Genomic DNA, 23,607 nt, shown 5'->3' with positions numbered 1-23,607 from the left:
TTATTCTGTATATCCGAGCGCAGTCAGACGATCCTCAACGACTGACCCATCTATTTCCGTGTCTCCGACCGGTTCCTCAGTAGTCACGTCGCGACGGTCCCCTTCGACGATGAGCCACGGAATATCAACAAGTGGCGAACTTCGTATGCCGGCTGGGTGCCCGTAAACTCTTATCGGAATCGGTTTAATTCGCTCTCCAAGGAGGTTTCCATGGTCTGAGGTGACAATGCTCTTGCCATTGAGTTCGCTAAGTAGCTTTTCAGCGTGCGCTAAAACTATATCAAGATTTTCTTCATAAGCTTCGATAACTTGTGTGAGGTTATAATCTGCGACACCATATTGTAACTCATCCCACACAGAAAAGCTATTTTTCCGTCCCTCTTTCGTCGGGCTGTACCCTCTATGCGAGAGTTCTTTACCTTTCTCTCCAATAAATGGGTAATGTGGCTGCATGAAATGGATGAGTAGACGTTTATCAGGGTACTCCTGAGAAATCTGCAACGTGGACTTAACGACAGTCTCTGGCTTGACTGTTTGTAATTCCTCATTCCACTGATCTAATAAATTAACAACTTTGTAGAATGTCCCTGATTTAATCTCAGTCGAGAATGGATTTGCAGTAATATAAATTGTGTCGTGAAATTCTCTTTCAAAAAAATTGCACTTCATGAACTCTAAACTTTGAGAGGCAGGGGAAGTTTGCCGTTTCAGAGTACCATCAATAGTATTTCGTTTCTTGAATGTATCGTATCGGCAACCATCAAGAATAAGTAAGTTGTCCCAGTCTTCAGCCATAACATCAAAACAACTATGTGATGCTGCCAGAGAGTGTATCTTTTCATTCACAAACAAACATGTCTTTGAAACCTCTCCCTTAAGCAGCTGTGGATTGTCTAACACTCTTCGAAGGTTCTGAACAGATAGTTTGCTTAACATCGTAAATCCATTGTTGAGGTATGGCGTTCACTTCCATATAACCGTTTATCAACCCTGGGCTACTCAACTAGCAGATCACGAATATCCGAAACCTGTTCTAGGTTAGTTTGGAAGAACTCGTGGTTCTTCCGTAACTTCTCTACATCCCACTCCCACCACTGCGTTTCAAGCAGTTGCTCGCGTATCTCTTTATCAAACCTCCAGCCCTTATGAGCTGCCGGGACACCAGCCACAATTTCATACGGTTGAACATCCTTCGTTACAACTGCCCCTGCGCCGATTATCGCACCGTGACCAATATTCACACCAGATAATATAGTAACATCTGTCCCTATCCACACATCGCTTCCAATCTTTGTTCGCCCCTTCGAAACGTGCGGGAGTGATGAATCAAGATATTCTTGATAGAATCGCATTTGGATACTCGGACGTGATGTCAAGTGATCTCGTGCCTGTACTGTCACGTCTCGTGCAATTGCGCAGAAGTTACCAACAGTGATGTCACCAATTAGCTCATCTTCCCGAACTAGATTTGTTCCTCTACCAACCTCAATGTCTCCTTCTAGATGGCTGTCTCGTCCGATCGTGACATCCGGCCCGAGCCGTACGTTACCAATAAATGTACATCCACGTTCAACGGATACTGACTGTGACTTCTCAATATTAGTCTCCACCGGCAAATTATTAATCACTTTGACAATTGGTTCAGGATACTTGGTCTGTCGAAGAAGCAATATAGCTATACGTTTAGAGTATTTACCGAACATATTCTATTGGTAACATTCGCGTTATCATTCTTAAACTGGTACCGGAGTTTGACTACACCTTTGTATACAAGATAGACAAATATAGATTTCGTGGGACCGTAGCTATATTTATGGATCTCCTGCGCCAAGCGTCTCGAAAAGTGAGCCACGACGGTGTAGGTGCGCTCTTCAGAGAAATTCACGAGCAATTATTCCGTGAGAAAATACTTCGCTACTATGTTGACGCTTCACTTGATTACGATGAAGATGTAGTCAGTGTTGAATCAGTCATTAATAATGGTTCTTTCTCGTATTTGGATTCCATAGCGACAGAAAAGAACCACATACCACGAAAAACGCGGGTCGGGGATGATGACAATATAACAAACGTTAGCTATGGTCAGGTAGTACCTCAACAATGTGCTCAGTTTGTTGATGCAACTGTCTTTCAACCAACTGGCCTTATTCGAACCCAAGACGGCCGCTTTATATCAGATTCTGTCGGACCACCTCACCTTTCTTCACGGCGTGTGAGTGTTGCTCTTTCGATGTTTGGTTACGAGTGTGGTTTTAACCAACTCTGGTCAGTACTTGCAGGTAAATCTCCAGATCCCATTACACATGTTGACGAAGCAATTGCTTTGATGCCTCTCTGGCCAAATTACTTCCATTGGACAATAGAGTGCCTATTGAAGCTTCACTGGGTAGAACGATATATCGACTCAACTGGAAACGAACCAACAATTATTGTTCCTCCAGATCTTTCATCTTGGATGGCTGAATCGCTATCTCTACTTGGGTACGATGACAATGATCTCTGGGCGCTAGAATCAGCCGCCGTCCACGCTAACAAAATCCTCATACCATCACAGATTGAACCGGTTCCCAACCATAGTGATTGGCTCCGGAACAAAATGATCGAGAATATTGATGAGACAAAAGGTGATGGAAGAATTTACATTTCTCGAAAAAATGCAACAAAACGCCAAGTTATAAATGAGAAAGAACTCATTAGTGCTCTCAGAACCCGGGGTTTCAGACCATATGTATTAGAAGAACTTTCTGTGAAAGAACAAGTTTCATTGTTTGCAGAGGCTGAAGTTGTAGTAGGACCACATGGTGCAGGATTCGCAAATCTAATTTATGCCTCTGACCCACTCGTAGTTGAGTTATTTGGACAAAAACGATTGAATACGTATCACCGACTTGCTACCTCTTTGGAATATCAATATGAGCCGATATACTGTGATGCTGAGGGTTCTGACCTGCGTGTTGATATAACTAAAGTGATTAACAAGTTAGATGAACATATGATCTCATAGTGTGTTTTGTCTTTTATTAGATGTAGCCAAGGTCTTCAAGTCGCTGTTCAGTCGCGTTACTAACGTCACGTCGTGATTTTTCAATGTCATATCTCTCCATTTCATTGAATACTTTAGAGACGTAACCGCCATCTGAATCTTTAATTTTGTACGCCGTTTGTGCGTTAGGGACTTCTAATTTTACTGAATTCTCACCTCTATCTGCATATTTGAATACAGTTCCATCTCTGAGTTGATAGACCGCTCGCCATGGTCCTCGGAATCGGTCTTTGTCTGCAACTGTATCTGGGAGTTTTTCTGGATCAGCCATTCGGAATGTAGAGACCACCACTTGCCCGTCACTTGGACAGAATGAGTCGGCACACGCGTCTCCTGCCTGAGCTGATTGAACAACTTCTGGGAATTTAGACAGCGTAGCGAGATTTGAAATACGCCTCCCTGTTGGTCCGTCTGGATATCTAACGACTAACGGCACGTGCGTTTGAATTTCTTCGATACCCCAACTATGATCGATAATCGGTGTTCTAGGGTCAAGAAGACTGTGTTCACCAAATCCCTCCCCGTGGTCACTCGTTATCACGAGGAGTGTATTGTTGAGAGCACCAGACCGCCGCAGTTCTCCGATGAGCTTTCTTAATGCGTGGTCCATCTGTCGAATTCCTCCATCATACAGGTGCTCAAGTGCCTCTAGTTGCCACATTGGACATTCTCCAGTGAGAAATGTCCGTGTGAGCGGTCCTTTAGGGAGATCTTTATGGATTTTTTGGAGCTGTTCCCCCCCCCATTCGTCAAACTCATCTTTTGGAAGATATGGATAGTGAGCGTCCATGAGATTAAGGCACGCGGCCCACGGTCCATCACGTTCGGTGAACCAATTCAGAAAGTCGTCTACATAAACGTTTGCGGCTTCTCGTTTGGGGGAATGTGCATTTGATGGTTTAAAGTACGTTTCAACACCGTTCAGAAAGCTTTGCAGTGGATGCTCGTCCTTGATACACTTCCGTACATACTCTTGTATTGAGATGTTTCCTACGAATTCATCTGGACTCATTGCCTCTGGAAACAATCGCTTCCCACCTTCAATGACATCAAAGCAATCAGCCAAGTTTGACGCCTCACCAACAACGATATTTGGTGTAAACAGACCAGTTTCGTACCCCTTTGCTGAAAGCTCAGCCCAAATAGTCTCTGACGGATCGATAGTGGATGTGTGTCCGAATACACCATGTTCAGCGACTTCATATCCCGTGAAAATACTCACATGGCTTGAGATACTATGAATTCCCGGAGATCGTGCTTGATCATACACCACCGACTCAGATGCGAATTCATCTAGGAACGGTGTTGTGTCATGTTTGTGTCCATGAAGAGATGTATTCTTTGCTCGGACACTATCGAGGATGACGAGAAGAACGTTTGTGTCACTCATTGTCTCTAGTACACAGCTATTCGTCTTCGATCATATACTATCTTAATCGCTTCGCTCCTCTTGAACCGATGGCTTATTTTAGGATCCAATACTTCTACGTGAAGTACCCCGCATATGAGGCTTGGACAAACATCAATCGTTTTTTATATATCTAACCTGCTCGCGTCCGTGCTTGGTTTTGTTGCGACGATTTATTTTACCCGACTTCTTGGTCCTAGCGTTTTTGGAACATACTCGCTTATTATCGTGGTTGTTGCGTGGCTTCAATTTGGAAGTGAGCTTGGCATTACGACTGCATTGAAAAAACGGGTGAGCGAGTCCGCGGATGGTGTTCCGTATCTAATTGCTGGGTTTGCTACCATGTCCACGTTCTTTACATTGACTGCGTTAGTGATTGTTGCAGTCTCACCACAACTCTCAGGCTATCTTGGTGTAGACATGACGGCGTTGTTATTGGCTCTGCTGGGTGTGAGAGTGATCTTCAGGTTCGTTAGAGTTGGTCTTGAAGGACAGCGACGCGTTCATATCTCAGGAGGATTAGAGCCGATTCAACGTTTATGTCAAAGTACGTTTCAAATTAGTTTATTAGCATTAGGGCTTGGACTTTGGGGGATGTTAGCTGGTGCTGTAATAGGGACATTCCTAACAGCACTATTTGGTGTGACACAGCTTCGACTTTCGCTCAAATTACCGCAAAAAAAGCATTTTCGCTCAATACTATCATTCGCGCGATTTTCTTGGCTTGACTCTCTACGAGGGAGGTCATTTACTTGGATGGACATCTTTGTACTCGGTCTTTTTGTCCCATCCTCGTTTGTCGGGTTTTATAATGCAGCATGGAATGTTGCTTCGTTTCTTGCCTTCGGAAACGCTGTTAGTTCGGCTTTTTTCCCAGAGATAAGCGAAATATCCTCTAATGGCAATTTAGATGAGATTGGATCTCTTGTCTCTGACACACTTGCATTTAATGGACTCTTTCTTATTCCGGGTCTCATTGGTGCTTCTCTCCTTGGTGATCGAATCCTCTTGGTGTATGGTTCTGACTTTTCAGAGGGGTACCCTGCACTCGTCCTACTTATTGGCTCACTTCTCATTTATGGATATTTCAAGCAGCTACTTAACACATTGATGGCTATTGATCGTCCAGACCTGGCGTATTGGTGTAATATTTCATTTGTAGGGAGTAATACGGTCCTCAATGTAGTTCTAGTCTGGCAATTTGGGTGGTTAGGTGCTGCTGCCGGTAGTCTTATTGCATCGGCGGCAGCATTTGTCATCTCATACCACTATCTTAGTTCACTAGTTTCCTTTACAATTCCAATACGTGAAATATTTGAACAAATGATAGCCGCTACTGTAATGGGTGTCGTTGTTCTGATTTCTTTACCGGTTGAGAAGTTCCTTCCTCCGATTCTACCTTCACTAGTTGCTACTCTCTGTTTCATTGGCCTCGGTGGAATTATCTACTTCAGTTGCCTCATCGGAATCTCTCCACGCTTTCGAGGTATTCTCAGAAATAATGTATCCTTCATTGGATGATACATTCCAGGGCACCTAGTTAAGAGATGAACAGGTTGAAGAGCTAGCTTCCTATGCTGCTCGAAGACCTGCTCAACGAGAGTTTGGACACAGCGCTACGCTTGAATGTTAGCAGTGGGAGAGGACGGTGAGCCCGTCAGGGCGTTCGCCGTCCGACTCTGTGCTGCCGGGCCGGTCTTTCACTTAGAAAGACAGAAGCGATTCTTCGGTTACTTGGCATAGAACGCTCGTTTCAAGCAGTCTTTCAGTGGCTACATCGGCTGGCTGATAGTGTGTCAGACCCGTCGAAGAGGCAGCCGAGGCGGGTCGCACTCGACGAGACCGCTGTCAAAATCAATGGCGAGTGGTCTTGGTTGTACGCTGCAATAAATCTCGACACGAAAGTGATCCTTGGCGTCGCACTGTTCAAGCGCCATAGAACTAATCCGGAGGCTGCATTTCTCTACGGGGTCTATGAGAAACACGACTGTTCAGAGACGGCGCTTCCGGCTGATGCTTTCGGATACTAGACTGCCTTTTCTCGATTAAGGTTGAACAGCTGGGTCGACTACACAGACCGAAACCTGATTGAAAAGTGGTTTCAGATGTTCAAAATGTGAGTTTACCGTTTCCACAACTCATGGGTGAACAGTCAGCTGAGTGTTCGCCGATGACTTGCAGTATCTGTTCATTACTATAACTTTCAGCGACCGCATCAATCGCTCAACAGACGGCCGCCAGCTCAGGAGGTTGACTAGACAGTGCCGTAAAAATAACCTTGTCAATTCAATATGATGATAAACTACCACACACAAAAGATATTTGTGTCGGCACAGGTCTCGAAGAATCATGCAAGCAGTCATACTCGCCGCCGGAAAAGGAACTCGCCTAAGACCTCTTACTGAAGACAAACCTAAGGGAATGGTAGAGGTTGCAGGCAAACCGATTTTAACACATTGCTTCGAGCAGCTAGCTGCCCTCGATGCTGAAGAGTTCGTCGTCGTTGTCGGGTATCGAAAGCAGGATATTATCAGCCACTACGGAGATGATTTCGATGGGATTCCAATTACCTACCGTCATCAACGTGAACAAAACGGTCTCGCGCATGCGTTGTTGACCGTAGAGAATGATGTTGACGGAGACTTCATGCTAATGCTAGGTGATAACATATTCAATGCAAATCTTTCTGATGTCGTTAATCGTCAACGAGAAGATCGAGCAGATGCAGCATTCCTAGTAGAAGAAGTTCCTTGGGAAGATGCATCTCGATTTGGTGTCTGCGAAACAAACAAATATGGTGAGATTACAGATGTTGTGGAGAAGCCAGAAGAGCCTAATTCAAACTTAGTAATGACTGGTTTCTATACTTTCTCTCCAGCGATATTCCACGCCTGTCATCTCGTCCAGCCATCAAACCGTGGAGAATACGAGATAAGCGAGGCTATCGATTTACTCATTCGGTCTGGCCGTACAATTGATGCTATCCGACTTGAAGGATGGCGGATTGATGTCGGTTATCCGGAAGACCGTGACGAAGCCGAACGCCGAATCCTCGAGGCCAAAGAGAGCGAAAGTACAGAGAAACAAGACTGAACTAGCCCTTCGTCCATGCAGGTGACCTAGTTCTTTTTTGAACTGGTTTCGTAGCACTGAATACGAAGCATTTTTGCAGCCAACTTCTCCTTATGTTTGGCAATGGATTACGGCGACACCTGCGTTCTCGTCCCAACTTACAACGAGGCGAAGACTATCGACGATGTCATCTCAGATTACCGAGATGAGGGATTCGCCAACGTCCTCGTCATCGACGGCGGCTCCACAGATGGGACACGGGAACTCGCCGAAGACGCCGGTGCTCATGTCGTCGTCCAGTCGGGGTCCGGAAAAGGCCAGGCTGTCAGAGAAGCCGTTGAAGACCACATCCAAGCGCCGTACGTCCTGATGCTCGACGGCGACGGGACCTACGAAGCGACAGACGCCACCAAGATGCTCGACCCGCTCACCGAGGGGTACGACCACGTCATCGGCGACCGATTCGCCGATATGCGGCCGGGCGCGATGACGCGGCTCAACAGAGTCGGAAACCGCATCATCAACCGGGCGTTCGCGTTTATTCACGGTCAGGACTTTCGTGATATCCTCAGCGGCTACCGGGCGTTCACCCGCGAGTCGTTTCTCGCCATGACGCTCACTTCCGACGGCTTCGGCATCGAGACGGAGATGGCCGTCGAGTGCGCGAAGCGTGGTATCAAGACGACGGTCGTGCCAACGACCTACTACCCGCGGCCCGACGGCTCGGATACGAATCTCGACCCGATCCGCGACGGTGGTATTATCTTCCTGGAACTGTATCGCCGCGCCAAGACCAACAACCCGCTTTTCTACTTCGGTAGCGTCGGGTTCGCGTCGACCGCGACCGGGCTCGGGCTCGCCCTGTACGTCGCCTACGAGTGGGTCGTTCGCTCGATTTCCCACGAGGTCATCGCCGTCGTCTCCATGGCAGGTATTCTCTTCGGGGTACAACTGCTGATGTTTGGCGTGCTGTCGGATCTCATCCTCTCGCTACACCGCGAGCAGATGAAACGAATCGAAGAACTGGAGTGAGTCGGTTCGAACCGGGCCGTCGGGACTGGAGGGCGCCAACCGAGACCGCCTTCAGAACGGGACGAGCGAACGAAGCCGACCCATCAGGCTCTTCGACGCCTTCGCGCGGAACTCCTCGAACACCGGGTGAAGCGTCTCCAAGAGGTCCCGGCGGGAGTCGAATCGGTCTTTCGGCGCGGCGGCGAGGGCGTCGCTTATCGCGACCGTATTGCCCGCGGCGTCAATCGGCACGGAAACGTCGCCAAGCGCCCGTGTGATCTCGGTCGCGTCTGCCGGGTAGTCGATGTCTGCGGTGTCGACATCATCGGCGAGCGCGGCGATACCGAATTCGATTGAGTCCGGCTCCGACGTATCGTTTTGCGGCGGTCTCGCGGCCATCGAACGTGTATAGTACGTCCCGCATGGAAAAACCCCCGACCTCCGGCGAAATGCCAGTGAACGCCGGGAAACCGCGCCGGACGGTCCCGGTTGCCACCGTTGGGGTTAACCTCGCCCGGTGCCACGGTCGACCCATGACCGAGTACACGACGGTCTCGATTCCGAAGGAGTTGGCCGCTCGCGTCGACGACACCATCGAAGGAACCACCTTCTCGAGCACGAGCGATCTCGTCCGGTTCCTCCTGCGCAGCATCGTCATCCAGCACGAGCGCTCCGGGGGCGATCTCTCGGAGGCGGAGTTCCAAGAAATCGCGGAGCAACTGACCGACCTCGGCTACCTGCGGTAGTCGACCGAGGCGAGCGGCCGCCGCGCGCGGGCCGGCAGCGCCGAGCAGCGGAACGCGGTCGGCTCAGTCGAGTTCTTCCTGCGGTGGCTCGGCGTCGAGGACGGCGAGTTCTAACTTCCGACCGGCGCGGTCGAACGCGGCGAGCGTCCGCCGCTCCCACGGGGGGACCGCGAGGAGCACCACGGCCGCGAGGTCGTCGCGCTCCGTGAGTTCGAACGGCCCCTGCGGGTGCGTGAGAAAGCGGGCGCGGCCGCGCCCGGCGGGCGTTCCGAGGTCCATCCCGAAGACGGCGCTCACGGACTGTCCGGCCTCGGCCATGTAGAAGTGTGTGAGCACGGGCGTCTCCGGGTCGAGGCCGAGGTCCGCATCGAACTCGCCCGCGGGTGTCGGAGCGAGCACGAGGTTCACCGACGACGGCTCGGCGTCTTCGGCCATATCGAGCAGCAGGTCGACGAGTCCGCGCGTGACGTGAACCCGTCGGCGCTCGGTTTCGGCGGTCTCGCTCGGTCGGGGTTCGGCGGTCTCGCTCTCGGTCGTGCGCTCGGGTGTCGTCTCCGCGTCCAGGGGATTCTCGTCGTCGTCGGCGGTCGTCTCGTTGGGCATCAGTTCGAGAGCATCGAGGAGAACGCCCGGACGTAGGCGCTCGGGAGGTTTCGGCGGGCGTTCCCGAGGGCGGTCCGGAGTTCGTCGCCCGCGTCCACTGGCACGCCCGCGCCGTGGCCGACGAGCAGTCGGTCGGGGTCGTACCGGGAGAGCACGCGCCGCGGCGGGAACGGCCGGACCATCGGGTGGACGCCGAGGTGCTCGCCGCGGGCGCAGAAGTAGTCGACGGTACCGACCGACTCGGGGACGACGAGCAGGTCGTACGCGTCGTGATAGAAGCCGACTTCCTGCCACGGCGGGACGGCGCGGTCGATGATGCGAAACGCCTCGAAGCCGGAATCAGCGAGGTCGGCGCCGAAGCGCTCGACGGGCGCGTCGAGGTCGTCGGCGACATCGGTCATCCACGAGGCGACGTAGACGGGAACCTCGTGGCGGTTAGCGATGGCGGCCGCGTCGCGTTTGTGCCGGTCGAGTCCGACGACGACGCCGGCCGCGTCGCCGAACTCGGCGAACAGGTCGTCGACGCCGGGGGCATCGACGGGGTCGAACACCCACACGTCGCCGTCGGCTTCGACGGCGTGGCTGGCGCGCTGCATGGTCTCGTCGGGGTGTGCGAGCCAGCCGACGCCGTGGTCCCATCGGTCGATTTCGCGGAGGTCGGACGTGCCCTGACCTTTCATCGGCATGCCAGTATGCTGGGGCGCGCGGCGCATAAGGACTCTCCCCGCGGCCGATGCGCCCGGTTCTCGCGCTGCTCGTCGCCGGTCGCCGGTCGCCGGTCACCGGTCGTCGGTTGCTGGCCGGCCGCGACGACCGCAACACGGGCCGCCCGGTCAGAGGTTGTCGGTGTTGATATCGACGCCGGGCGGGGAGACGACGAGGAACTTCCGGAAGTGCATCAACTGGCCGTCCATATCCTTGATATCGCGTGCGAACCCCGATGCGAGCTTGTTGAGATCGCCTTCGATGGCGAGAAAGAGGACGTTGCCGCGGGCGACGGACTGGACCCACTCTTCGGGCGGGGTCGACCCGTCGAGGACGCCGAGGACGACGTCGCCCTCGGCGTCGTCCTCGTCGAGATGTTCTTCGGCCGTCTGCAAGTTGAGATTGAAATCGCCCATACCCGCCCGGTTGTCGAGCGACGAGAAAAGGGTTCGGTCGGGGTATGCGTTCGCCTCCGGGTGCGCAAAGCGAGCATTGTTATCACGTTTCACACGACAGTCGCGTTTCGATCCACGTTTGTCCAGTCGTCGGTGCGCGCACCGGGTGCTAAATTTTGTTTCTAAATTCTATTCGGTTGTATTATCGCTCCGGAGCTATCGAACGGTAAGCGCACATATCATGTCAACATATGTCATGAAATCATATAAGGTCGTTTAGGTACTGCGATTATCCCCGAGAGAGGTTGTCACGTAACACCCGCTGAACGTTCGTGATACTGTCGGGGAGAAACTTTTAAATAGGAGTTCGGGTACGTGACTGACACGATGTCTCACAAAGACACGGAGGATTCGTCGGGTTCCCCGGCGGGTCGAGTTCTTCCAGGGCACATTAGCCCAACAATCTGAAATCGAAGACGTACGAATCTTCGACACGACACTCCGCGACGGCGAACAGTCACCGCGAACCTCGTTCAGTTACGAGGAAAAGCGCGACATCGCCGAAACCCTCGACGACATGGGTACCCACGTCATCGAGGCCGGGTTCCCGGTGAACTCGGAGGCGGAGTTCGAAGCAGTCGCAGATATCGCTGCTTCGACGGACGCGACGACGTGCGGGTTGGCCCGCGTCGTCGACAAGGATATCGAAGCCGCGCTGGATTCCGGCGTGGACATGGTGCACACGTTCGTGAGCACCAGCGACGTCCAGTTGGCCGACTCGATGCACGCTTCCCGCGAGGAAGCCGTCGAGCGGGCCGTCCGCAGTGTCGAACACGTCCGCGACGCGGGCGTTGAAGTAATGTTCTCGCCGATGGACGCCACCCGGACGGACGAGGACTTCCTCATCGAAGTCGTCGAAGCCGTCTCCGAGGCGGGCGTCGATTGGATCAACCTGCCGGACACCTGCGGCGTGGCGACGCCGACTCGCTTCGCCCGCATGGTGGCGACGGTCAGAGAACACACCGACGCGAGAATCGACGTGCACGCGCACGACGATTTCGGTCTGGCGTCGGCGAACGCGATGGCCGGCTTCGAGGCCGGCGCGGCACAGGCGCAGGTGTCGGTCAACGGCATCGGTGAGCGCGCCGGCAACGCCGCCTACGAGGAGGTCGTCATGGCCGCCGAATCCCTCTACGGCGTCGACACCGGCATCGACACGACGAAGATAACCGAGCTGGCTCGCGTCGTCGAGGCGGCGTCCGACATCCCGGTCCCGGCGAACAAGCCGGTCGTCGGCCGCAACGCCTTCTCCCACGAGAGCGGCATCCACGCCGCCGGCGTCATCGAGAACGCCGACACCTTCGAACCGGGCGTCATGACCCCGGAGATGGTCGGCGCAACCCGCGAGTTCGTACTCGGCAAGCACACGGGGACGCACTCGGTGCGTAAACGCCTCGCAGATATCGGGTTCGACCCCTCGGACGCCGAGGTCCGGGAGGTCACCCGCCGCGTCAAAGACCACGGCGCGGAGAAAGAACGCGTCGACGACGCGACGCTCGAGGTGTTCGCCCGCGACGTGGGTATCACCCACGAGGACGACACGGAGGAGGAGGTCCGCGCCTGATGGCGCCGGGCTGTGGCCCTACGGGGCGACCGCCCTGCACGCGTTCGACCTCCCGACCGGCGTGCAATCGTTGCCCGCCGCGAAAGCATTATTACCGACGGGACGGACGTGTGTTATACGATGACCTCGCACGACGAACACGCGGTTCGCGCGACCCCGGACGCCGGGGCCAGCGCCGCCGCCGTCGCTGCGATTCGGTCGCTCATTATTGTAGGGGCATAGCCCCCTACCACACCATCTCTCCGTCCCGCGTATTCGCACCGTTTTCAGACACGTCCGCAGTCCCCACAATGGCGCACCAGCACCACACGCAGTCACCAGACAGCCCGTATCGACGACCGACCACACACCACGGAGCCCACACATGAGCGAACGAACCGCAGCCACGACCGACCCCGACGCGACCGACCCCGACGCGACCGACGCCGACGACGACGCGGCCCAGACGCCGACCGAAGTCACCTCGGGTTCGACGGCCGTCGTCCGCGCCCTCGAAAACGCCGGCGTCGAAACCGCCTTCGGCGTGCAGGGCGGGGCGATAATGCCCATCTACGACGCGCTGTACCACTCCGACATCCGTCACGTCACGATGGCCCACGAGCAGGGCGCGGCGCACGCGGCCGACGCGTACGGCGTCGTCCGCGGCAACCCCGGCGTCTGTCTCGCCACGTCCGGGCCGGGCGCGACGAACCTCGTGACCGGCATCGCCGACGCGAACATGGACTCCGACGCGGTGCTCGCGCTCACGGGACAGGTCCCGTCCGACATGGTCGGTTCCGACGCGTTCCAAGAGACCGACACCACGGGCGTCACCGCGCCCATCACGAAGCACAACTACTTCGCCTCGTCGCCCGACACCGTCGGCGACACCGTCGGCGAAGCGTTCGCGCTCGCCGCCGAGGGGCGCCCCGGCCCGACGCTCGTCGACCTCCCAAAGGACGTCTCGCTCAACGAGACCGACACCGAGCCGGGGCCGGCACAGCCCCCCGAGACGTGTCGCGCCCGCACCGACCCGGCCGACTCGCAGGTCGAGGCCGCCGCGCGCGCAATCGAGCGCGCGGAGAAGCCTCTTCTCTTGTTCGGCGGCGGCGTCGTCAAGGCCGACGCGACCGAGGTGGCCCGGCAGTTCGCGACCGAGCACCGGATTCCGGTCGTCACCACGATGCCCGGAATCGGCGCGATGCCGGAGGACCACGAACTCTGCCTCTCGTGGGCGGGGATGCACGGCACCGGCTACGCCAACATGGCCATCACGCACACCGACTGCCTCATCGCGGTCGGCACGCGGTTCGACGACCGCCTGACCGGCGGCATCGACACGTTCGCACCCGAGGCCGAAGTCGTCCACATCGACATCGACCCGGCGGAAATCTCGAAGAACGTCCACGCGGACTACCCGGTCGTCGGCGACGCCGGCCGCGCCATCGAGCGCGTCGACGCCGAACTGGACGAGGGCCCCGACGCGCGCGAGTGGGTCGACCAGTGTCTCGCGTGGAAAGACGAGTACCCGATGGACTACGCGGCCCCGGACAACGAGCCGCTGAAGCCGCAGTTCGTCGTCGAGGCGCTCGACGAGGCCACGCCCGACGAGACCATCGTCACGAGCGGCGTCGGTCAACACCAGATGTGGGCCGCCCAGTACTGGACGTTCACCGAGCCACGGCGGTGGGTTTCGTCCCACGGCCTCGGCACGATGGGCTACGGCCTGCCCGCCGCAATCGGCGCGCGGGTCGCGGCCGACGACGACGAGACGGTCGTCTGCGTCGACGGCGACGCGTCGTTCCTGATGACGATTCAGGAGCTGTCGGTCGCCGTCCGCGAGAACCTCGACATCACGGTTGCCATCCTGAACAACGAGTACATCGGGATGGTCCGCCAGTGGCAGGACGCCTTCTTCGAGGGCCGACGCATGGCCGCCGGCTACGACTGGTGTCCCCAGTTCGACAAGCTCGCCGAGGCGTTCGGCGCGCGCGGCTGGACCGTCGACTCCTACGAGGAGGTTCCCGACGTCATCGAGGAAGCGCTCGCGTACGACGGCCCCTCGGTCATCGACTTCCACGTCGACCCGGCGGAGAACGTCTATCCGATGGTCTCCTCGGGCGGCGCGAACGGCAAATTCGCACTCTCGGAGGACCAGTTATGAGCGACAATCGGACAGGACTGCAAGGCCCCGCGCCCGACGAGCGGCCGCACCCCGACGGCCGCCGCAACGCGCAGGGCATCCGCATCGACCCCGAAGCGGAATCGGAACACGAACCGCGGCGCGCGGTCTTTTCGGCCATCGTCGAGGACGAACCCGGCGTGCTCTCGCGCGTCGCCGGCCTCGCCGCTCGCCGTCAGTTCAACATCGAGAGCCTCACCGTGGGCCCGACGACCGTCGATGGTCACTCCCGTATCACGATGGTCGTCGAGGAGCCCGAACCGGGCATCGACCAGATCGAAAAACAGCTCGCGAAGCTCAAGCCCGTCATCTCCGTCGGCGAGCTGGACGACGACGCCGTTCGTACGGAACTCGTCCTCCTGAAGGTCCGCGGCGAGGACCCCGACAAGGTCCACGCAGTCACGGAGATGTACGACGGCCGCACCCTCGACGCCGGCTCCGAGACCATCACGGTCCAGCTCACCGGCGACGAGCGCAAGATAGACGACGCCGTGGACGCGTTCCGGCGGTTCGGCATCATCGAAATCGCCCGGACCGGCCAGACCGCGCTCGCCCACGGCTCGAAGAAGACCGTCCCCGGAGAGGAACCCGGAACCTCCGGCGAACCCACCAAACCCAACACCAACACGCAATGACAGAACTCACCACCGAAGTGTACTACGACGACGACGCCGACCGCTCCCAAATCGACGACAAGACCGTAGCCGTCATCGGCTACGGCAGTCAGGGCCACGCCCACGCGCAGAACCTCGCGGACAGCGGGGTCGACGTGGTCGTCGGTCTGCGCGCGAACTCCTCGTCCCGAAGCGCCGCGGAAGCCGACGGCCTCCGCGTCGAAGAGCCCGCCGCGGCGGCCGCCGAGGGAGACATCGTCTCCGTGCTCGTCCCCGACACCGTCCAGCCGGCGGTGTTCGAGGAGATTCGAGACTCGCTGGACGCCGGCGACACGCTCCAGTTCGCCCACGGCTTCAACATCCACTACAACCAGATTCGACCCCCGGAAGACGTCGACGTGACGATGGTCGCGCCGAAGTCGCCGGGCCACCTCGTCCGCCGCAACTACGAGTCCAACGAGGGGACGCCGGGTCTCATCGCGGTCTACCAGGACGTGACGGGCGACGCCAAGGAGGAGGCGCTGGCCTACGCGCACGGCCTCGGCTGCACCCGCGCGGGCGTCATCGAGACGACGTTCCAGGAGGAGACCGAGACCGACCTGTTCGGCGAGCAGGCCGTCCTCTGCGGCGGCGTCACCTCGCTCGTCAAGCAGGGCTACGAGACGCTCGTCGACGCGGGCTACTCCCCCGAGATGGCCTACTTCGAGTGCCTGAACGAACTGAAGCTCATCGTCGACCTGATGTACGAAGGCGGGCTCGGAGAGATGTGGCACTCCGTCTCCGACACCGCCGAGTTCGGCGGGCTGACCCGCGGTGACCGCGTCGTCGACGAGCACGCCCGCGAGAACATGGAGGAGATTCTGGAGGAGGTCCAGGACGGCACCTTCGCCCGCGAGTGGATTCTGGAGAACCAGGCGGGCCGGCCGTCGTACTCCCAGCTCAAGGACGCCGAAGAGAACCACCACATCGAACAGGTCGGCGCGCCGCTGCGCGACCTGTTCGCGTGGGCCGACGACGAAGAGGAAGACGCAGACGCGGAGAAAGCCGAAGCACCGGCGGACGACTGAACACGACACCAATGACACGCGACGACACGACAGACTCAATGCGAGATATCAGCCACACGAACCCCTATACGGGCGAGACGTTCACCACGGTCTACGAGCGCGGCCCGGCCGTCACCGACGGCGGTCGGAGCGACGCGACGCCCGCGACGACGGACGCGACCGAGACGGAGACGATGGGCGACGTGGACCACACGCCCCGCAACGGCGAGGGCGCGAACCAAGTCTGGGAACGCGGCCGCGACGACCGCGTCGTACCGGGTGACGGACATGAGTGAGGGAACGCTGTACGACAAGGTCTGGGAGGAACACACGGTTTCGGAGCTTCCGACCGGCCAGACGCAGCTGTTCTGCGGCCTGCACCTTATCCACGAGGTGACGAGCCCGCAGGCGTTCGGCATGTTGCAGGAGCGCGACCTCGAAGTCGCCTACCCGAACCGGACGCACGCGACGGTCGACCACATCGTCCCCACGTCGGACCAGTCGCGGCCGTTCCGCGACGACGCCGCCGAGGAGATGATGGCCGAACTCGAACAGAACGTCCGCGAGGCGGGCATCAACTTCTCGGACCCCACGTCGGGCGAGCAGGGTATCGTCCACGTCATCGGGCCCGAGAAGGGACTCACCCAGCCCGGCATGACCATCGTCTGCGGCGACAGCCACACCTCGACCCACGGCGCGTTCGGCGCGCTCGCGTTCGGTATCGGGACGAGCCAGATTCGCGACGTGCTGGCGACCCAGACGGTCGCGATGGAGAAAAAGAAGGTGCGGAAGATCGAGGTCACGGGCGAACTCGGCCCCGGCGTCGAGGCCAAGGACGTCATCCTCGAAATCATCCGTCGCCTCGGCACCGAAGGCGGCGTCGGCTACGTCTACGAGTACGCCGGCGAGGCCATCGAAAACCTCGACATGGAGGGTCGGATGAGCATCTGTAACATGTCCATCGAGGGCGGCGCTCGCGCGGGCTACGTCAACCCCGACGAGACCACCTACGACTGGCTGAAGGAGACCGAGTACTTCCAGGAGAACCCCGAGCGCTTCGACGAACTCAAGCCGTACTGGGAGTCCATCCGCTCCGACGAGGACGCCGAGTACGACGACATCGTCACCATCGACGGCTCCGAACTCGAACCCGTCGTCACGTGGGGGACCACGCCCGGACAGGGCGTCGGCATCACCCAGCCCATTCCGGCCCCCGAAGACCTGCCCGAAGAGAAGCAGGACACCGCCCGGATGGCGCAGGAACACATGGGCGTCACGCCCGGCGAGACGATGGAGGGCTACGAAATCGACGTGGCGTTCCTCGGTTCGTGTACGAACGCTCGCCTGCCCGACCTCCGCCGCGCGGCGGGGGTCGTGAAGGGTCGACAGGTCGCGGACAGCGTCCGCGCGATGGTCGTCCCCGGCAGTCAGCGCGTCAAGGCCGCCGCGGAGGCGGAGGGCCTCGACGAGGTGTTCAAAGAAGCCGGCTTCGAGTGGCGCGAGGCGGGCTGTTCGATGTGTCTCGGCATGAACGAGGACCAACTGGAGGGCGACGAGGCCTCCGCGTCCTCGTCGAACCGCAACTTCATCGGTCGGCAGGGGTCGAAAGACGGCCGCACCGTCCTGATGAACCCGCGTATGGTCGCCGCCGCGGCCATTACCGGGCACGTGACTGACGTGCGCGAACTGAAGGAGGTGACCACGGTATGACCGACGAAATCCCCGAAATCGACTCCGCGTCCGGCTCCGGCGTTCCCATCCGCGGCAACGACATCGACACGGACCAGATAATCCCGGCGCGGTTCATGAAGGTCGTCACGTTCGACGGCCTCGGCGAGTTCGCGTTCTTCGACCAGCGCTACGACGAGAACGACGAACCCAAAGAGCACCCGATGAACGAGCCGCAGTTCCAGGACGCCGCCATCATGGTCGTCAACGCCAACTTCGGCTGTGGCTCCTCTCGGGAGCACGCCCCGCAGGCGCTCATGCGCTGGGGCATCGACGCCATCATCGGCGAGTCGTTCGCCGAGATTTTCGCGGGCAACTGCCTCGCGCTCGGTATCCCGACGGTCACCGCGGACCACGACACCGTCACCGAACTGCAGGACTGGGTCGACGAGAACCCGGACGCAGACATCGACGTGGACGTGGAAAACGAGACGGTCACTTACGGTGACACCACCGTGGACGTGACCGTCGACGACGCACAACGGAAGGCGCTCACCGAGGGCGTCTGGGACACGACGGCGCTCATGAAGTCGAACGCCGACGCGGTCGCCGAGAAAGCCGCCGCCCTGCCCTACGTCGATGACTGAGGAAATCGTCGTCATCCCCGGCGACGGCATCGGCGCGGAGGTCATTCCCGCGGCGGTTGACGTGCTGAAGGCCGTCGGCGACTTCGAGTTCGTCGAGGCCGACGCGGGCGACCACGTGAAAGAAGCCACGGGCGAGGCGCTCCCGCAGGAGACCTACGACCTCGCCGCCGAGGCCGACGCGACGCTGTTCGGTGCGGCCGGCGAGACCGCGGCGGACGTCATCCTCCCGCTTCGGACCGCGGTGGACTCCTTCGTCAACGTCCGCCCGGCGAAGGCGTACCCCGGCGTCGACGCGCTCCGCCCGGAGACGGACCTCGTGTTCCTCCGGGAGAACACCGAAGGCGTCTACTCGGGCCACGAGGACCGCCTCTCCGAGGACCTCTCGACGCTCACGCGCGTCGTCACCACCTCGGCGTCCGAGCGACTCGCCGAGTACGCCTGCGACTACGTCGGCGGCGAGGGCGGCAGCTTCCAGGTCGCCCACAAGGCGAACGTGATGCGCGAGACGGACGGTCGCTTCCGCGACGCCGTCGTCGCCATCGCCGACGAGCGCGGCGTCGAGACCGAGGAAGTCCTGATGGACGCCTTCGCGACGCGCGTCTGTCTGGACCCCGCGCAGTTCGACACCATCGTCTGTCCGAACCTCGCGGGCGACGTGCTGTCGGACCTCGCCGCCGGCCTCGTCGGCGGCCTCGGACTGCTCCCCTCGGCGAACATCGGCCCGGACGCCGCGCTGTTCGAACCGGTCCACGGCTCCGCGCCCGACATCGCCGGCGAGGGAATCGCCAACCCGGCCGCGACGATTCTGTCCGCGGCGATGCTGCTCGATTACCTCGACTACGAGGCCGAAGCCGACCGCGTCCGGTCGGCCGTCGAAGGCGTCCTCGCCGACGGGCCGCGCACGCCCGACCTCGGCGGCGACGCCTCCACGGAGGACGTGACCGCCGCGATTCTCGACCGACTCTGAGCGTCGGGACGAACCGAACCGGCGATTCGACGCTCGTTTCGAACGCGCTCGTTTTCGTTTCTGATCGTTTTCTCACCGACGAACACCCCGTTTTCGTTCCTGTGTGGGATTCGCCTGTTTCGAGCAGATACGGTCGGAATCCAACATAAACAATTAACACTGCTCCCCGACCTACCTTCCTCGTAACGAGGAATCGCCACCGATGTTACCAGCAGAGCGCAAACGCCGCATCGTCGAACTCGTCTCCGACTCGGACGGTCGGTCAGTCGAGTCGCTGTCAGACCATCTCGGCTACTCGAAGGCGACGATACGTCGTGACCTGCGCGAACTCGAAGACCGTGGGCTCATTGAGCGGTCGCACGGCGGGGCCGTCCCCGTGACCTCCGTCGGACGCGAGCAGACCTACGGGCAGAAGGAAGTACAGAATCTCGAAGGCAAACGCGCAATCGCGGACCGCGCGGTCGAGGAACTGGCCGAGGGGCAGGTCGTGTTCTTCGACGCCGGGACGACCACGATGGAGGTGGCCCGCAAGGTCCCCAAGGACGGGACGATACTCGGCGTCACCAACTCGCCGCGGCTCGCCATCGAACTGAACGAGGAGGACAACGAGGTCAAACTCACGGGCGGGACGCTCCGCCGGCGGACGAAGGCGCTCGTGGGACCGACCGCAGAATCGTTCATGGAGCGGACGAACTTCGACCTGCTGTTCCTCGGCACGAACGCCTTAGACGTGGACTCCGGCCTCACGACCCCGAACGAAGACGAGGCGCGGATGAAGGAGCTGATGGTCGAGAAGGCCGCGAAGGTCGTCCTCGTCGCGGACCTCTCGAAGCTCGGTCGACGGAGCTTCGTCCAGTTCGCATCGCTCGAAGAGATTGACCTGTTTATCACCGACGGGACGCTCGACGCCGACTCGCGCGAGGAGATAGAGAGCGCGGGCGTCACCGTCGTCGACGGAGTTGCACGATGATTCTCACAGTCACCCCGAACCCAGCAGTCGACCACACGATTCACTTCGATGAACCGCTTCAGACCGGCGTCGTCCACCGGACCGACGACGCGGTGTTCACCGCCGGCGGCAAGGGTATCAACGTCGCCAAGTACGCCTCGGCGCTCGACGCCGACGTGACCGCCTCGGGCTTTCTCGGCGGCCACTTCGGGAAGTTCGTCCGCGACCGACTCGACGCCGACGGCATCGCCTCGGACTTCGTCACCATCGACGCGGACACCCGCCTGAACACGACCGTCCTCGCGGACGACGGCGAGTACAAACTCAATCACAACGGCCCGCAGATTCGTGCAGCCGACGTGGACGAACTCGTCGAAACCGCACAGGCGAACGAGCCCGACACGCTCCTCGTCGGCGGCAGTCTCCCGCCGGGGATGTCGCTTTCCGACGTGGACAGGCTCGCCCGCGCGGGCGACTGGAAAATCGCGGTGGACATGGGCGGCGAGTATCTCGCCGAACTGGACGCCGACTACTACGTCTGCAAACCCAATCGCTCTGAGCTCGCGGCGGCGACGGGCCGGACCGTCGAAACCGAAGCCGACGCCGTCGAGGCCGCCGAGGAGCTTCGCGCGCGCGGATTCGAGTACGTGTTGGCGTCGCTCGGCGCGGACGGCGCGCTCCTCGTCACCGACGACGAGGTGCTCTCTGCGCCCGCGCTCGACGTGGAGGTCGTGGATACGGTCGGCGCGGGCGACGCCGTCATGTCCGGGTTCCTCGCCGCGCGCGAACACGGCTTGTCGGACGCCGACGCCCTCCGGATGGGCGTTCTGACGGCCGCGCGCGTCGTCGGCGTCGCCGGGACCCGCGTCCCGGACCTCGAAGACGTGCTGACGAACGAAACGCGCGTCGAGGTGACGACCGTTCGGACCCGGTGACTCTCGGATGAACGTTTGTTAACGAACGAAACACGCAGTAACGTTCATATTCGAAAGGGTTTTTGAGCACATTTGCGTACGTTCTTTCGTAGGGGTGGCAACACTATGGCAAACGACGCAGAAGACGCAGTTCGGTCCTACCTCACTTCGGTGAAGGAGGACCTGATGACCGGGGTATCGTTCATGATTCCGTTCGTGACCATCGGCGGAATCTTCCTTGCGCTGGGCTACGCGGTAGCCTCGCTTTCGAACAACGTACAAGACGTGTTCAACAGCACGGGGACCGCCGGCTGGTTCCTCGCGCAGATCGGGAGCGCCGGGCTGACGCTCATGGTTCCGGTTCTCGGCGCGTACATCGCGTACGCAATCGCCGACCGACCGGGCCTCGCACCGGGCTTCATCCTGTCGTACATCATCCAGCAGGGCAACGTCCTGCAAGCGGCCGGTGACGTCATCGGTCTCCAGGGCGGCTCCGCCGGCGCGGGCTACCTCGGCGCTATCGTCGCCGGCTTCCTCGCCGGTGTCGTCGCGCGCTGGTTCAAGCAGCGCGACGTGCCCGAGTTCATCGCACCGATGATGCCCGTGCTTCTCATTCCGGTGGCGACGACGGCGGTGCTCACGCCCGTCATGTTGTTCGTGCTGGGCGTTCCGATTTCCATCGCCAACGCGGGGCTCACCGAGTTCCTGAGCAATATGCAGGGCGGCGGACAGGCGATTCTCCTCGGGGGCATCCTCGGGGCGATGATGGCGGCCGACATGGGCGGCCCCGTCAACAAGGTCGCCTACGTGTTCTCCGTCGGCCTCATCTCCGAGGGCGTCACCGCGCCGATGGCCGCGGTCATGATTGCGGGGATGGTCCCGCCCATCGGCCTCGCGCTGTCGAACTTCATCGCGCCGCAGAAGTACGCGGCCGAGATGTACGAGAACGCCAAGAGCGGCGTGCTCCTCGGCTTCTCGTTCATTACTGAGGGCGCGATTCCGTACGCGGCCGCCGACCCGGCCCGCGTCATTCCCAGCGTCGTCGCGGGCAGCGCCGTCGCCGGCGCGGCCTCGATGGCGCTCGGCGTGAACATGCCGGCTCCGCACGGCGGCATCTTCGTGGTTCCGCTGTCGAACCAGCCGTTCATGTTCATCGCGTGCATCCTGCTGGGCTCCATCGTGACCGCCGTCATCGCGACGGCCATCAAGCCGAACTTCGACGCCAAGATGGCGGCCCAGAGCTCCGACGACTGACCACACCGAACTAATCTTTCCAGACTCGAACGAAGTACAATACAATGGACGTCACTGACATCAGCACCATCACACCGCTCGAACTGATATCGCTCGAAGAGCCGCCGGCGACGAAGGAGGGGGCCATCGAGTTCCTCCTCGACCTCGCGGTCGACGCCGGTCGCGTCGACGACCGCGACGCCGCGCTCGACGCCCTCCTCGAACGCGAGGAGGATGCGACGACCGGCGTCGGCTTCGGCATCGGCATCCCGCACGCGAAGACCGACGCCGTCTCGAAGCCGACGGTCGCCTTCGCGCGCTCGACCGAGGGCATCGACTTCGACGCCATGGACGACAAGCCGGCGAAGCTCCTCTTTATGATTCTCGTCCCCGCGGCGGGCGGCGAGGACCACCTACAGATTCTGAGCGCCCTCTCGCGGTCGCTCATGCACGAGGACGTGCGCGAGAAGCTCCTCGAAGCCGAGAGCAAACAGACCGTTCAGGACGTGCTCGCCGAGGTGGTCGAGTGATGGAGCGGACCGTCACGGTCGTCCCCGAAGACGGGCTGCACGCCCGCCCGGCCTCGCTGTTCGTCGAGACCGCGAACGAGTTCGACGCCGACGTGCAGCTCGGCCGCGCCGACGAGGACGACCTCGTTCCGGCCGCCAGCATGCTGGCCGTCACCGGTCTCGGCGTCGGCCACGACGAGTCCGTTCGCCTCGTCGCCGAGGGCGACGACGCGGAAGCGGCACTTGACGCCCTAGAGGATATCCTTTCGACGCCCGAAGCCAAACAGTAAGC

General features: G+C 59.4%; 25 protein-coding genes and 1 pseudogene. 19 read left to right on the top strand and 7 right to left on the bottom strand.

All coding sequences use genetic code 11. The features are described 5' to 3' along the window. The gene (locus ACSR87_RS00220; protein WP_498529086.1) at window positions 1-795 is read right to left on the bottom strand and encodes a hypothetical protein; all 795 of its coding nucleotides are present in this window, start codon (window positions 793-795) and stop codon (window positions 1-3) included. Window positions 796-995: 200 nt separating this feature from the next. After that, window positions 996-1,352, bottom strand: coding sequence for a CatB-related O-acetyltransferase (locus ACSR87_RS00215; protein ID WP_498529085.1), 357 nt, complete (start codon window positions 1,350-1,352; stop codon window positions 996-998). 461 nt (window positions 1,353-1,813) lie between these two features. Between ACSR87_RS00215 and ACSR87_RS00210 the strand changes: the two genes are divergently transcribed. Continuing rightward, window positions 1,814-3,004: a glycosyltransferase family 61 protein gene (locus tag ACSR87_RS00210; protein ID WP_498529084.1), complete on the top strand. Its 1,191-nt coding sequence runs from the start codon at window positions 1,814-1,816 to the stop codon at window positions 3,002-3,004. 16 nt (window positions 3,005-3,020) lie between these two features. On the opposite strand, the gene ACSR87_RS00205 is transcribed toward ACSR87_RS00210, so the two are convergent. Then, the gene (locus ACSR87_RS00205; RefSeq protein WP_498529083.1) at window positions 3,021-4,433 is read right to left on the bottom strand and encodes a sulfatase-like hydrolase/transferase; all 1,413 of its coding nucleotides are present in this window, start codon (window positions 4,431-4,433) and stop codon (window positions 3,021-3,023) included. Window positions 4,434-4,547: 114 nt separating this feature from the next. Between ACSR87_RS00205 and ACSR87_RS00200 the strand changes: the two genes are divergently transcribed. The 4 genes and pseudogenes from ACSR87_RS00200 to aglJ all read left to right on the top strand — a co-directional run bounded on the left by ACSR87_RS00200 (window position 4,548) and on the right by aglJ (window position 8,555). After that, window positions 4,548-5,972 carry an oligosaccharide flippase family protein gene (locus ACSR87_RS00200; protein ID WP_498529082.1) on the top strand — a complete coding sequence of 475 codons (1,425 nt, stop codon included), beginning with the start codon at window positions 4,548-4,550 and terminating at the stop codon, window positions 5,970-5,972. A 53-nt stretch (window positions 5,973-6,025) separates the two neighbouring features. After that, window positions 6,026-6,709 (top strand): annotated as a pseudogene (locus ACSR87_RS00195) (IS6 family transposase). Between the two features lie 91 nt (window positions 6,710-6,800). Beyond that, window positions 6,801-7,544 carry a UTP--glucose-1-phosphate uridylyltransferase AglF gene (aglF, locus tag ACSR87_RS00190; RefSeq protein WP_004063279.1) on the top strand — a complete coding sequence of 248 codons (744 nt, stop codon included), beginning with the start codon at window positions 6,801-6,803 and terminating at the stop codon, window positions 7,542-7,544. A 102-nt stretch (window positions 7,545-7,646) separates the two neighbouring features. Beyond that, window positions 7,647-8,555, top strand: coding sequence for an S-layer glycoprotein N-glycosyltransferase AglJ (gene aglJ / locus ACSR87_RS00185; RefSeq protein ID WP_498529081.1), 909 nt, complete (start codon window positions 7,647-7,649; stop codon window positions 8,553-8,555). Window positions 8,556-8,606: 51 nt separating this feature from the next. Here the strand turns inward: aglJ and ACSR87_RS00180 are convergent, their stop codons facing one another. Then, window positions 8,607-8,933 carry a hypothetical protein gene (locus ACSR87_RS00180; protein WP_498529080.1) on the bottom strand — a complete coding sequence of 109 codons (327 nt, stop codon included), beginning with the start codon at window positions 8,931-8,933 and terminating at the stop codon, window positions 8,607-8,609. A 134-nt stretch (window positions 8,934-9,067) separates the two neighbouring features. On the opposite strand from ACSR87_RS00180, the gene ACSR87_RS00175 reads away from it, so the two are divergent. Next, window positions 9,068-9,280 carry a ribbon-helix-helix domain-containing protein gene (locus tag ACSR87_RS00175; protein WP_004063282.1) on the top strand — a complete coding sequence of 71 codons (213 nt, stop codon included), beginning with the start codon at window positions 9,068-9,070 and terminating at the stop codon, window positions 9,278-9,280. A 63-nt stretch (window positions 9,281-9,343) separates the two neighbouring features. Here the strand turns inward: ACSR87_RS00175 and ACSR87_RS00170 are convergent, their stop codons facing one another. From ACSR87_RS00170 to ACSR87_RS00160, 3 genes are all read right to left on the bottom strand, one after another. Next, a complete protein-coding gene (locus tag ACSR87_RS00170; RefSeq protein ID WP_498529079.1) occupies window positions 9,344-9,883 on the bottom strand; it encodes a JAB/MPN domain protein-containing protein in 540 nt (179 codons plus the stop codon). Next, window positions 9,883-10,569: a hypothetical protein gene (locus ACSR87_RS00165; RefSeq protein WP_498529078.1), complete on the bottom strand. Its 687-nt coding sequence runs from the start codon at window positions 10,567-10,569 to the stop codon at window positions 9,883-9,885. The genes ACSR87_RS00170 and ACSR87_RS00165 overlap by 1 nt, the downstream gene beginning before the upstream one ends. Before the next feature lie 147 nt (window positions 10,570-10,716). Further along, complete coding sequence (locus tag ACSR87_RS00160) at window positions 10,717-11,004, bottom strand: DUF5779 family protein (RefSeq protein WP_004063285.1); 288 nt, start codon at window positions 11,002-11,004, stop codon at window positions 10,717-10,719. A 358-nt stretch (window positions 11,005-11,362) separates the two neighbouring features. Here ACSR87_RS00160 and ACSR87_RS00155 point away from each other — a divergent pair, with 358 nt between their 5' ends. The 13 genes from ACSR87_RS00155 to ptsH1 all read left to right on the top strand — a co-directional run bounded on the left by ACSR87_RS00155 (window position 11,363) and on the right by ptsH1 (window position 23,605). Then, window positions 11,363-12,607, top strand: coding sequence for a LeuA family protein (locus ACSR87_RS00155; protein ID WP_226908746.1), 1,245 nt, complete (start codon window positions 11,363-11,365; stop codon window positions 12,605-12,607). A gap of 364 nt (window positions 12,608-12,971) precedes the next feature. Then, window positions 12,972-14,750, top strand: a complete 1,779-nt coding sequence (gene ilvB / locus ACSR87_RS00150) for a biosynthetic-type acetolactate synthase large subunit (protein WP_498529077.1) — start codon at window positions 12,972-12,974, stop codon at window positions 14,748-14,750. After that, window positions 14,747-15,403, top strand: coding sequence for an acetolactate synthase small subunit (gene ilvN / locus ACSR87_RS00145; protein WP_498529076.1), 657 nt, complete (start codon window positions 14,747-14,749; stop codon window positions 15,401-15,403). The genes ilvB and ilvN overlap by 4 nt, the downstream gene beginning before the upstream one ends. Then, window positions 15,400-16,449: a ketol-acid reductoisomerase gene (gene ilvC / locus ACSR87_RS00140; RefSeq protein ID WP_498529075.1), complete on the top strand. Its 1,050-nt coding sequence runs from the start codon at window positions 15,400-15,402 to the stop codon at window positions 16,447-16,449. Before ilvN ends, ilvC begins: the two co-directional genes overlap by 4 nt. Window positions 16,450-16,460: 11 nt before the next feature. Beyond that, window positions 16,461-16,724 (top strand): DUF7989 family protein, encoded by a 264-nt coding sequence (locus tag ACSR87_RS00135; protein ID WP_498529074.1) that lies wholly within the window; start codon window positions 16,461-16,463, stop codon window positions 16,722-16,724. Next, window positions 16,717-18,138, top strand: a complete 1,422-nt coding sequence (gene leuC, locus ACSR87_RS00130) for a 3-isopropylmalate dehydratase large subunit (protein WP_498529073.1) — start codon at window positions 16,717-16,719, stop codon at window positions 18,136-18,138. The genes ACSR87_RS00135 and leuC overlap by 8 nt, the downstream gene beginning before the upstream one ends. After that, window positions 18,135-18,743 (top strand): 3-isopropylmalate dehydratase small subunit, encoded by a 609-nt coding sequence (leuD, locus tag ACSR87_RS00125; protein ID WP_498529072.1) that lies wholly within the window; start codon window positions 18,135-18,137, stop codon window positions 18,741-18,743. The genes leuC and leuD overlap by 4 nt, the downstream gene beginning before the upstream one ends. Continuing rightward, the gene (gene leuB / locus ACSR87_RS00120) at window positions 18,736-19,710 is read left to right on the top strand and encodes a 3-isopropylmalate dehydrogenase (RefSeq protein ID WP_498529071.1); all 975 of its coding nucleotides are present in this window, start codon (window positions 18,736-18,738) and stop codon (window positions 19,708-19,710) included. The genes leuD and leuB overlap by 8 nt, the downstream gene beginning before the upstream one ends. Before the next feature lie 202 nt (window positions 19,711-19,912). Then, entirely contained in the window at window positions 19,913-20,680 is a 768-nt protein-coding gene (glpR, locus tag ACSR87_RS00115; RefSeq protein ID WP_008574260.1) for an HTH-type transcriptional regulator GlpR, read from the top strand. Beyond that, window positions 20,677-21,594, top strand: coding sequence for a 1-phosphofructokinase (pfkB, locus tag ACSR87_RS00110; RefSeq protein WP_498529070.1), 918 nt, complete (start codon window positions 20,677-20,679; stop codon window positions 21,592-21,594). Before glpR ends, pfkB begins: the two co-directional genes overlap by 4 nt. Before the next feature lie 105 nt (window positions 21,595-21,699). Next, window positions 21,700-22,827 (top strand): fructose PTS transporter subunit IIC, encoded by a 1,128-nt coding sequence (ptfC, locus tag ACSR87_RS00105; RefSeq protein WP_004063295.1) that lies wholly within the window; start codon window positions 21,700-21,702, stop codon window positions 22,825-22,827. 44 nt (window positions 22,828-22,871) lie between these two features. Next, a complete protein-coding gene (gene ptfA / locus ACSR87_RS00100; protein ID WP_498529069.1) occupies window positions 22,872-23,336 on the top strand; it encodes a fructose PTS transporter subunit IIA in 465 nt (154 codons plus the stop codon). Beyond that, window positions 23,336-23,605, top strand: coding sequence for a phosphocarrier protein HPr (ptsH1, locus tag ACSR87_RS00095; RefSeq protein ID WP_498529068.1), 270 nt, complete (start codon window positions 23,336-23,338; stop codon window positions 23,603-23,605). Before ptfA ends, ptsH1 begins: the two co-directional genes overlap by 1 nt. Window positions 23,606-23,607: the final 2 nt, after the last annotated feature.

This window comes from Haloferax sp. SDI50 (assembly GCF_059802635.1).
Note: the sequence above shows the minus strand (reverse complement) of the source record. Positions and strands in the feature narration are given on the sequence as shown.

Bases quoted from the DNA above. Each gene is read 5' to 3' on its own strand.
- leuD (WP_498529072.1), top strand. From the start codon at position 18,135: ATGACCGACGAAATCCCCGAAATCGACTCCGCGTCCGGCTCCGGCGTT.
- ACSR87_RS00220 (WP_498529086.1), bottom strand. From the start codon at position 795: ATGGCTGAAGACTGGGACAACTTACTTATTCTTGATGGTTGCCGATAC.
- ACSR87_RS00215 (WP_498529085.1), bottom strand. From the start codon at position 1,352: ATGCGATTCTATCAAGAATATCTTGATTCATCACTCCCGCACGTTTCG.
- ptfA (WP_498529069.1), top strand. From the start codon at position 22,872: ATGGACGTCACTGACATCAGCACCATCACACCGCTCGAACTGATATCG.
- leuB (WP_498529071.1), top strand. From the start codon at position 18,736: ATGACTGAGGAAATCGTCGTCATCCCCGGCGACGGCATCGGCGCGGAG.
- ACSR87_RS00175 (WP_004063282.1), top strand. From the start codon at position 9,068: ATGACCGAGTACACGACGGTCTCGATTCCGAAGGAGTTGGCCGCTCGC.
- ilvC (WP_498529075.1), top strand. From the start codon at position 15,400: ATGACAGAACTCACCACCGAAGTGTACTACGACGACGACGCCGACCGC.
- aglF (WP_004063279.1), top strand. From the start codon at position 6,801: ATGCAAGCAGTCATACTCGCCGCCGGAAAAGGAACTCGCCTAAGACCT.
- ACSR87_RS00180 (WP_498529080.1), bottom strand. From the start codon at position 8,933: ATGGCCGCGAGACCGCCGCAAAACGATACGTCGGAGCCGGACTCAATC.
- pfkB (WP_498529070.1), top strand. From the start codon at position 20,677: ATGATTCTCACAGTCACCCCGAACCCAGCAGTCGACCACACGATTCAC.
- ACSR87_RS00160 (WP_004063285.1), bottom strand. From the start codon at position 11,004: ATGGGCGATTTCAATCTCAACTTGCAGACGGCCGAAGAACATCTCGAC.
- ilvB (WP_498529077.1), top strand. From the start codon at position 12,972: ATGAGCGAACGAACCGCAGCCACGACCGACCCCGACGCGACCGACCCC.
- ACSR87_RS00200 (WP_498529082.1), top strand. From the start codon at position 4,548: ATGAGGCTTGGACAAACATCAATCGTTTTTTATATATCTAACCTGCTC.
- aglJ (WP_498529081.1), top strand. From the start codon at position 7,647: ATGGATTACGGCGACACCTGCGTTCTCGTCCCAACTTACAACGAGGCG.
- ACSR87_RS00205 (WP_498529083.1), bottom strand. From the start codon at position 4,433: ATGAGTGACACAAACGTTCTTCTCGTCATCCTCGATAGTGTCCGAGCA.
- ACSR87_RS00210 (WP_498529084.1), top strand. From the start codon at position 1,814: ATGGATCTCCTGCGCCAAGCGTCTCGAAAAGTGAGCCACGACGGTGTA.
- ptfC (WP_004063295.1), top strand. From the start codon at position 21,700: ATGGCAAACGACGCAGAAGACGCAGTTCGGTCCTACCTCACTTCGGTG.
- ilvN (WP_498529076.1), top strand. From the start codon at position 14,747: ATGAGCGACAATCGGACAGGACTGCAAGGCCCCGCGCCCGACGAGCGG.
- ptsH1 (WP_498529068.1), top strand. From the start codon at position 23,336: ATGGAGCGGACCGTCACGGTCGTCCCCGAAGACGGGCTGCACGCCCGC.
- ACSR87_RS00170 (WP_498529079.1), bottom strand. From the start codon at position 9,883: ATGCCCAACGAGACGACCGCCGACGACGACGAGAATCCCCTGGACGCG.
- glpR (WP_008574260.1), top strand. From the start codon at position 19,913: ATGTTACCAGCAGAGCGCAAACGCCGCATCGTCGAACTCGTCTCCGAC.
- ACSR87_RS00165 (WP_498529078.1), bottom strand. From the start codon at position 10,569: ATGCCGATGAAAGGTCAGGGCACGTCCGACCTCCGCGAAATCGACCGA.
- ACSR87_RS00135 (WP_498529074.1), top strand. From the start codon at position 16,461: ATGACACGCGACGACACGACAGACTCAATGCGAGATATCAGCCACACG.
- leuC (WP_498529073.1), top strand. From the start codon at position 16,717: ATGAGTGAGGGAACGCTGTACGACAAGGTCTGGGAGGAACACACGGTT.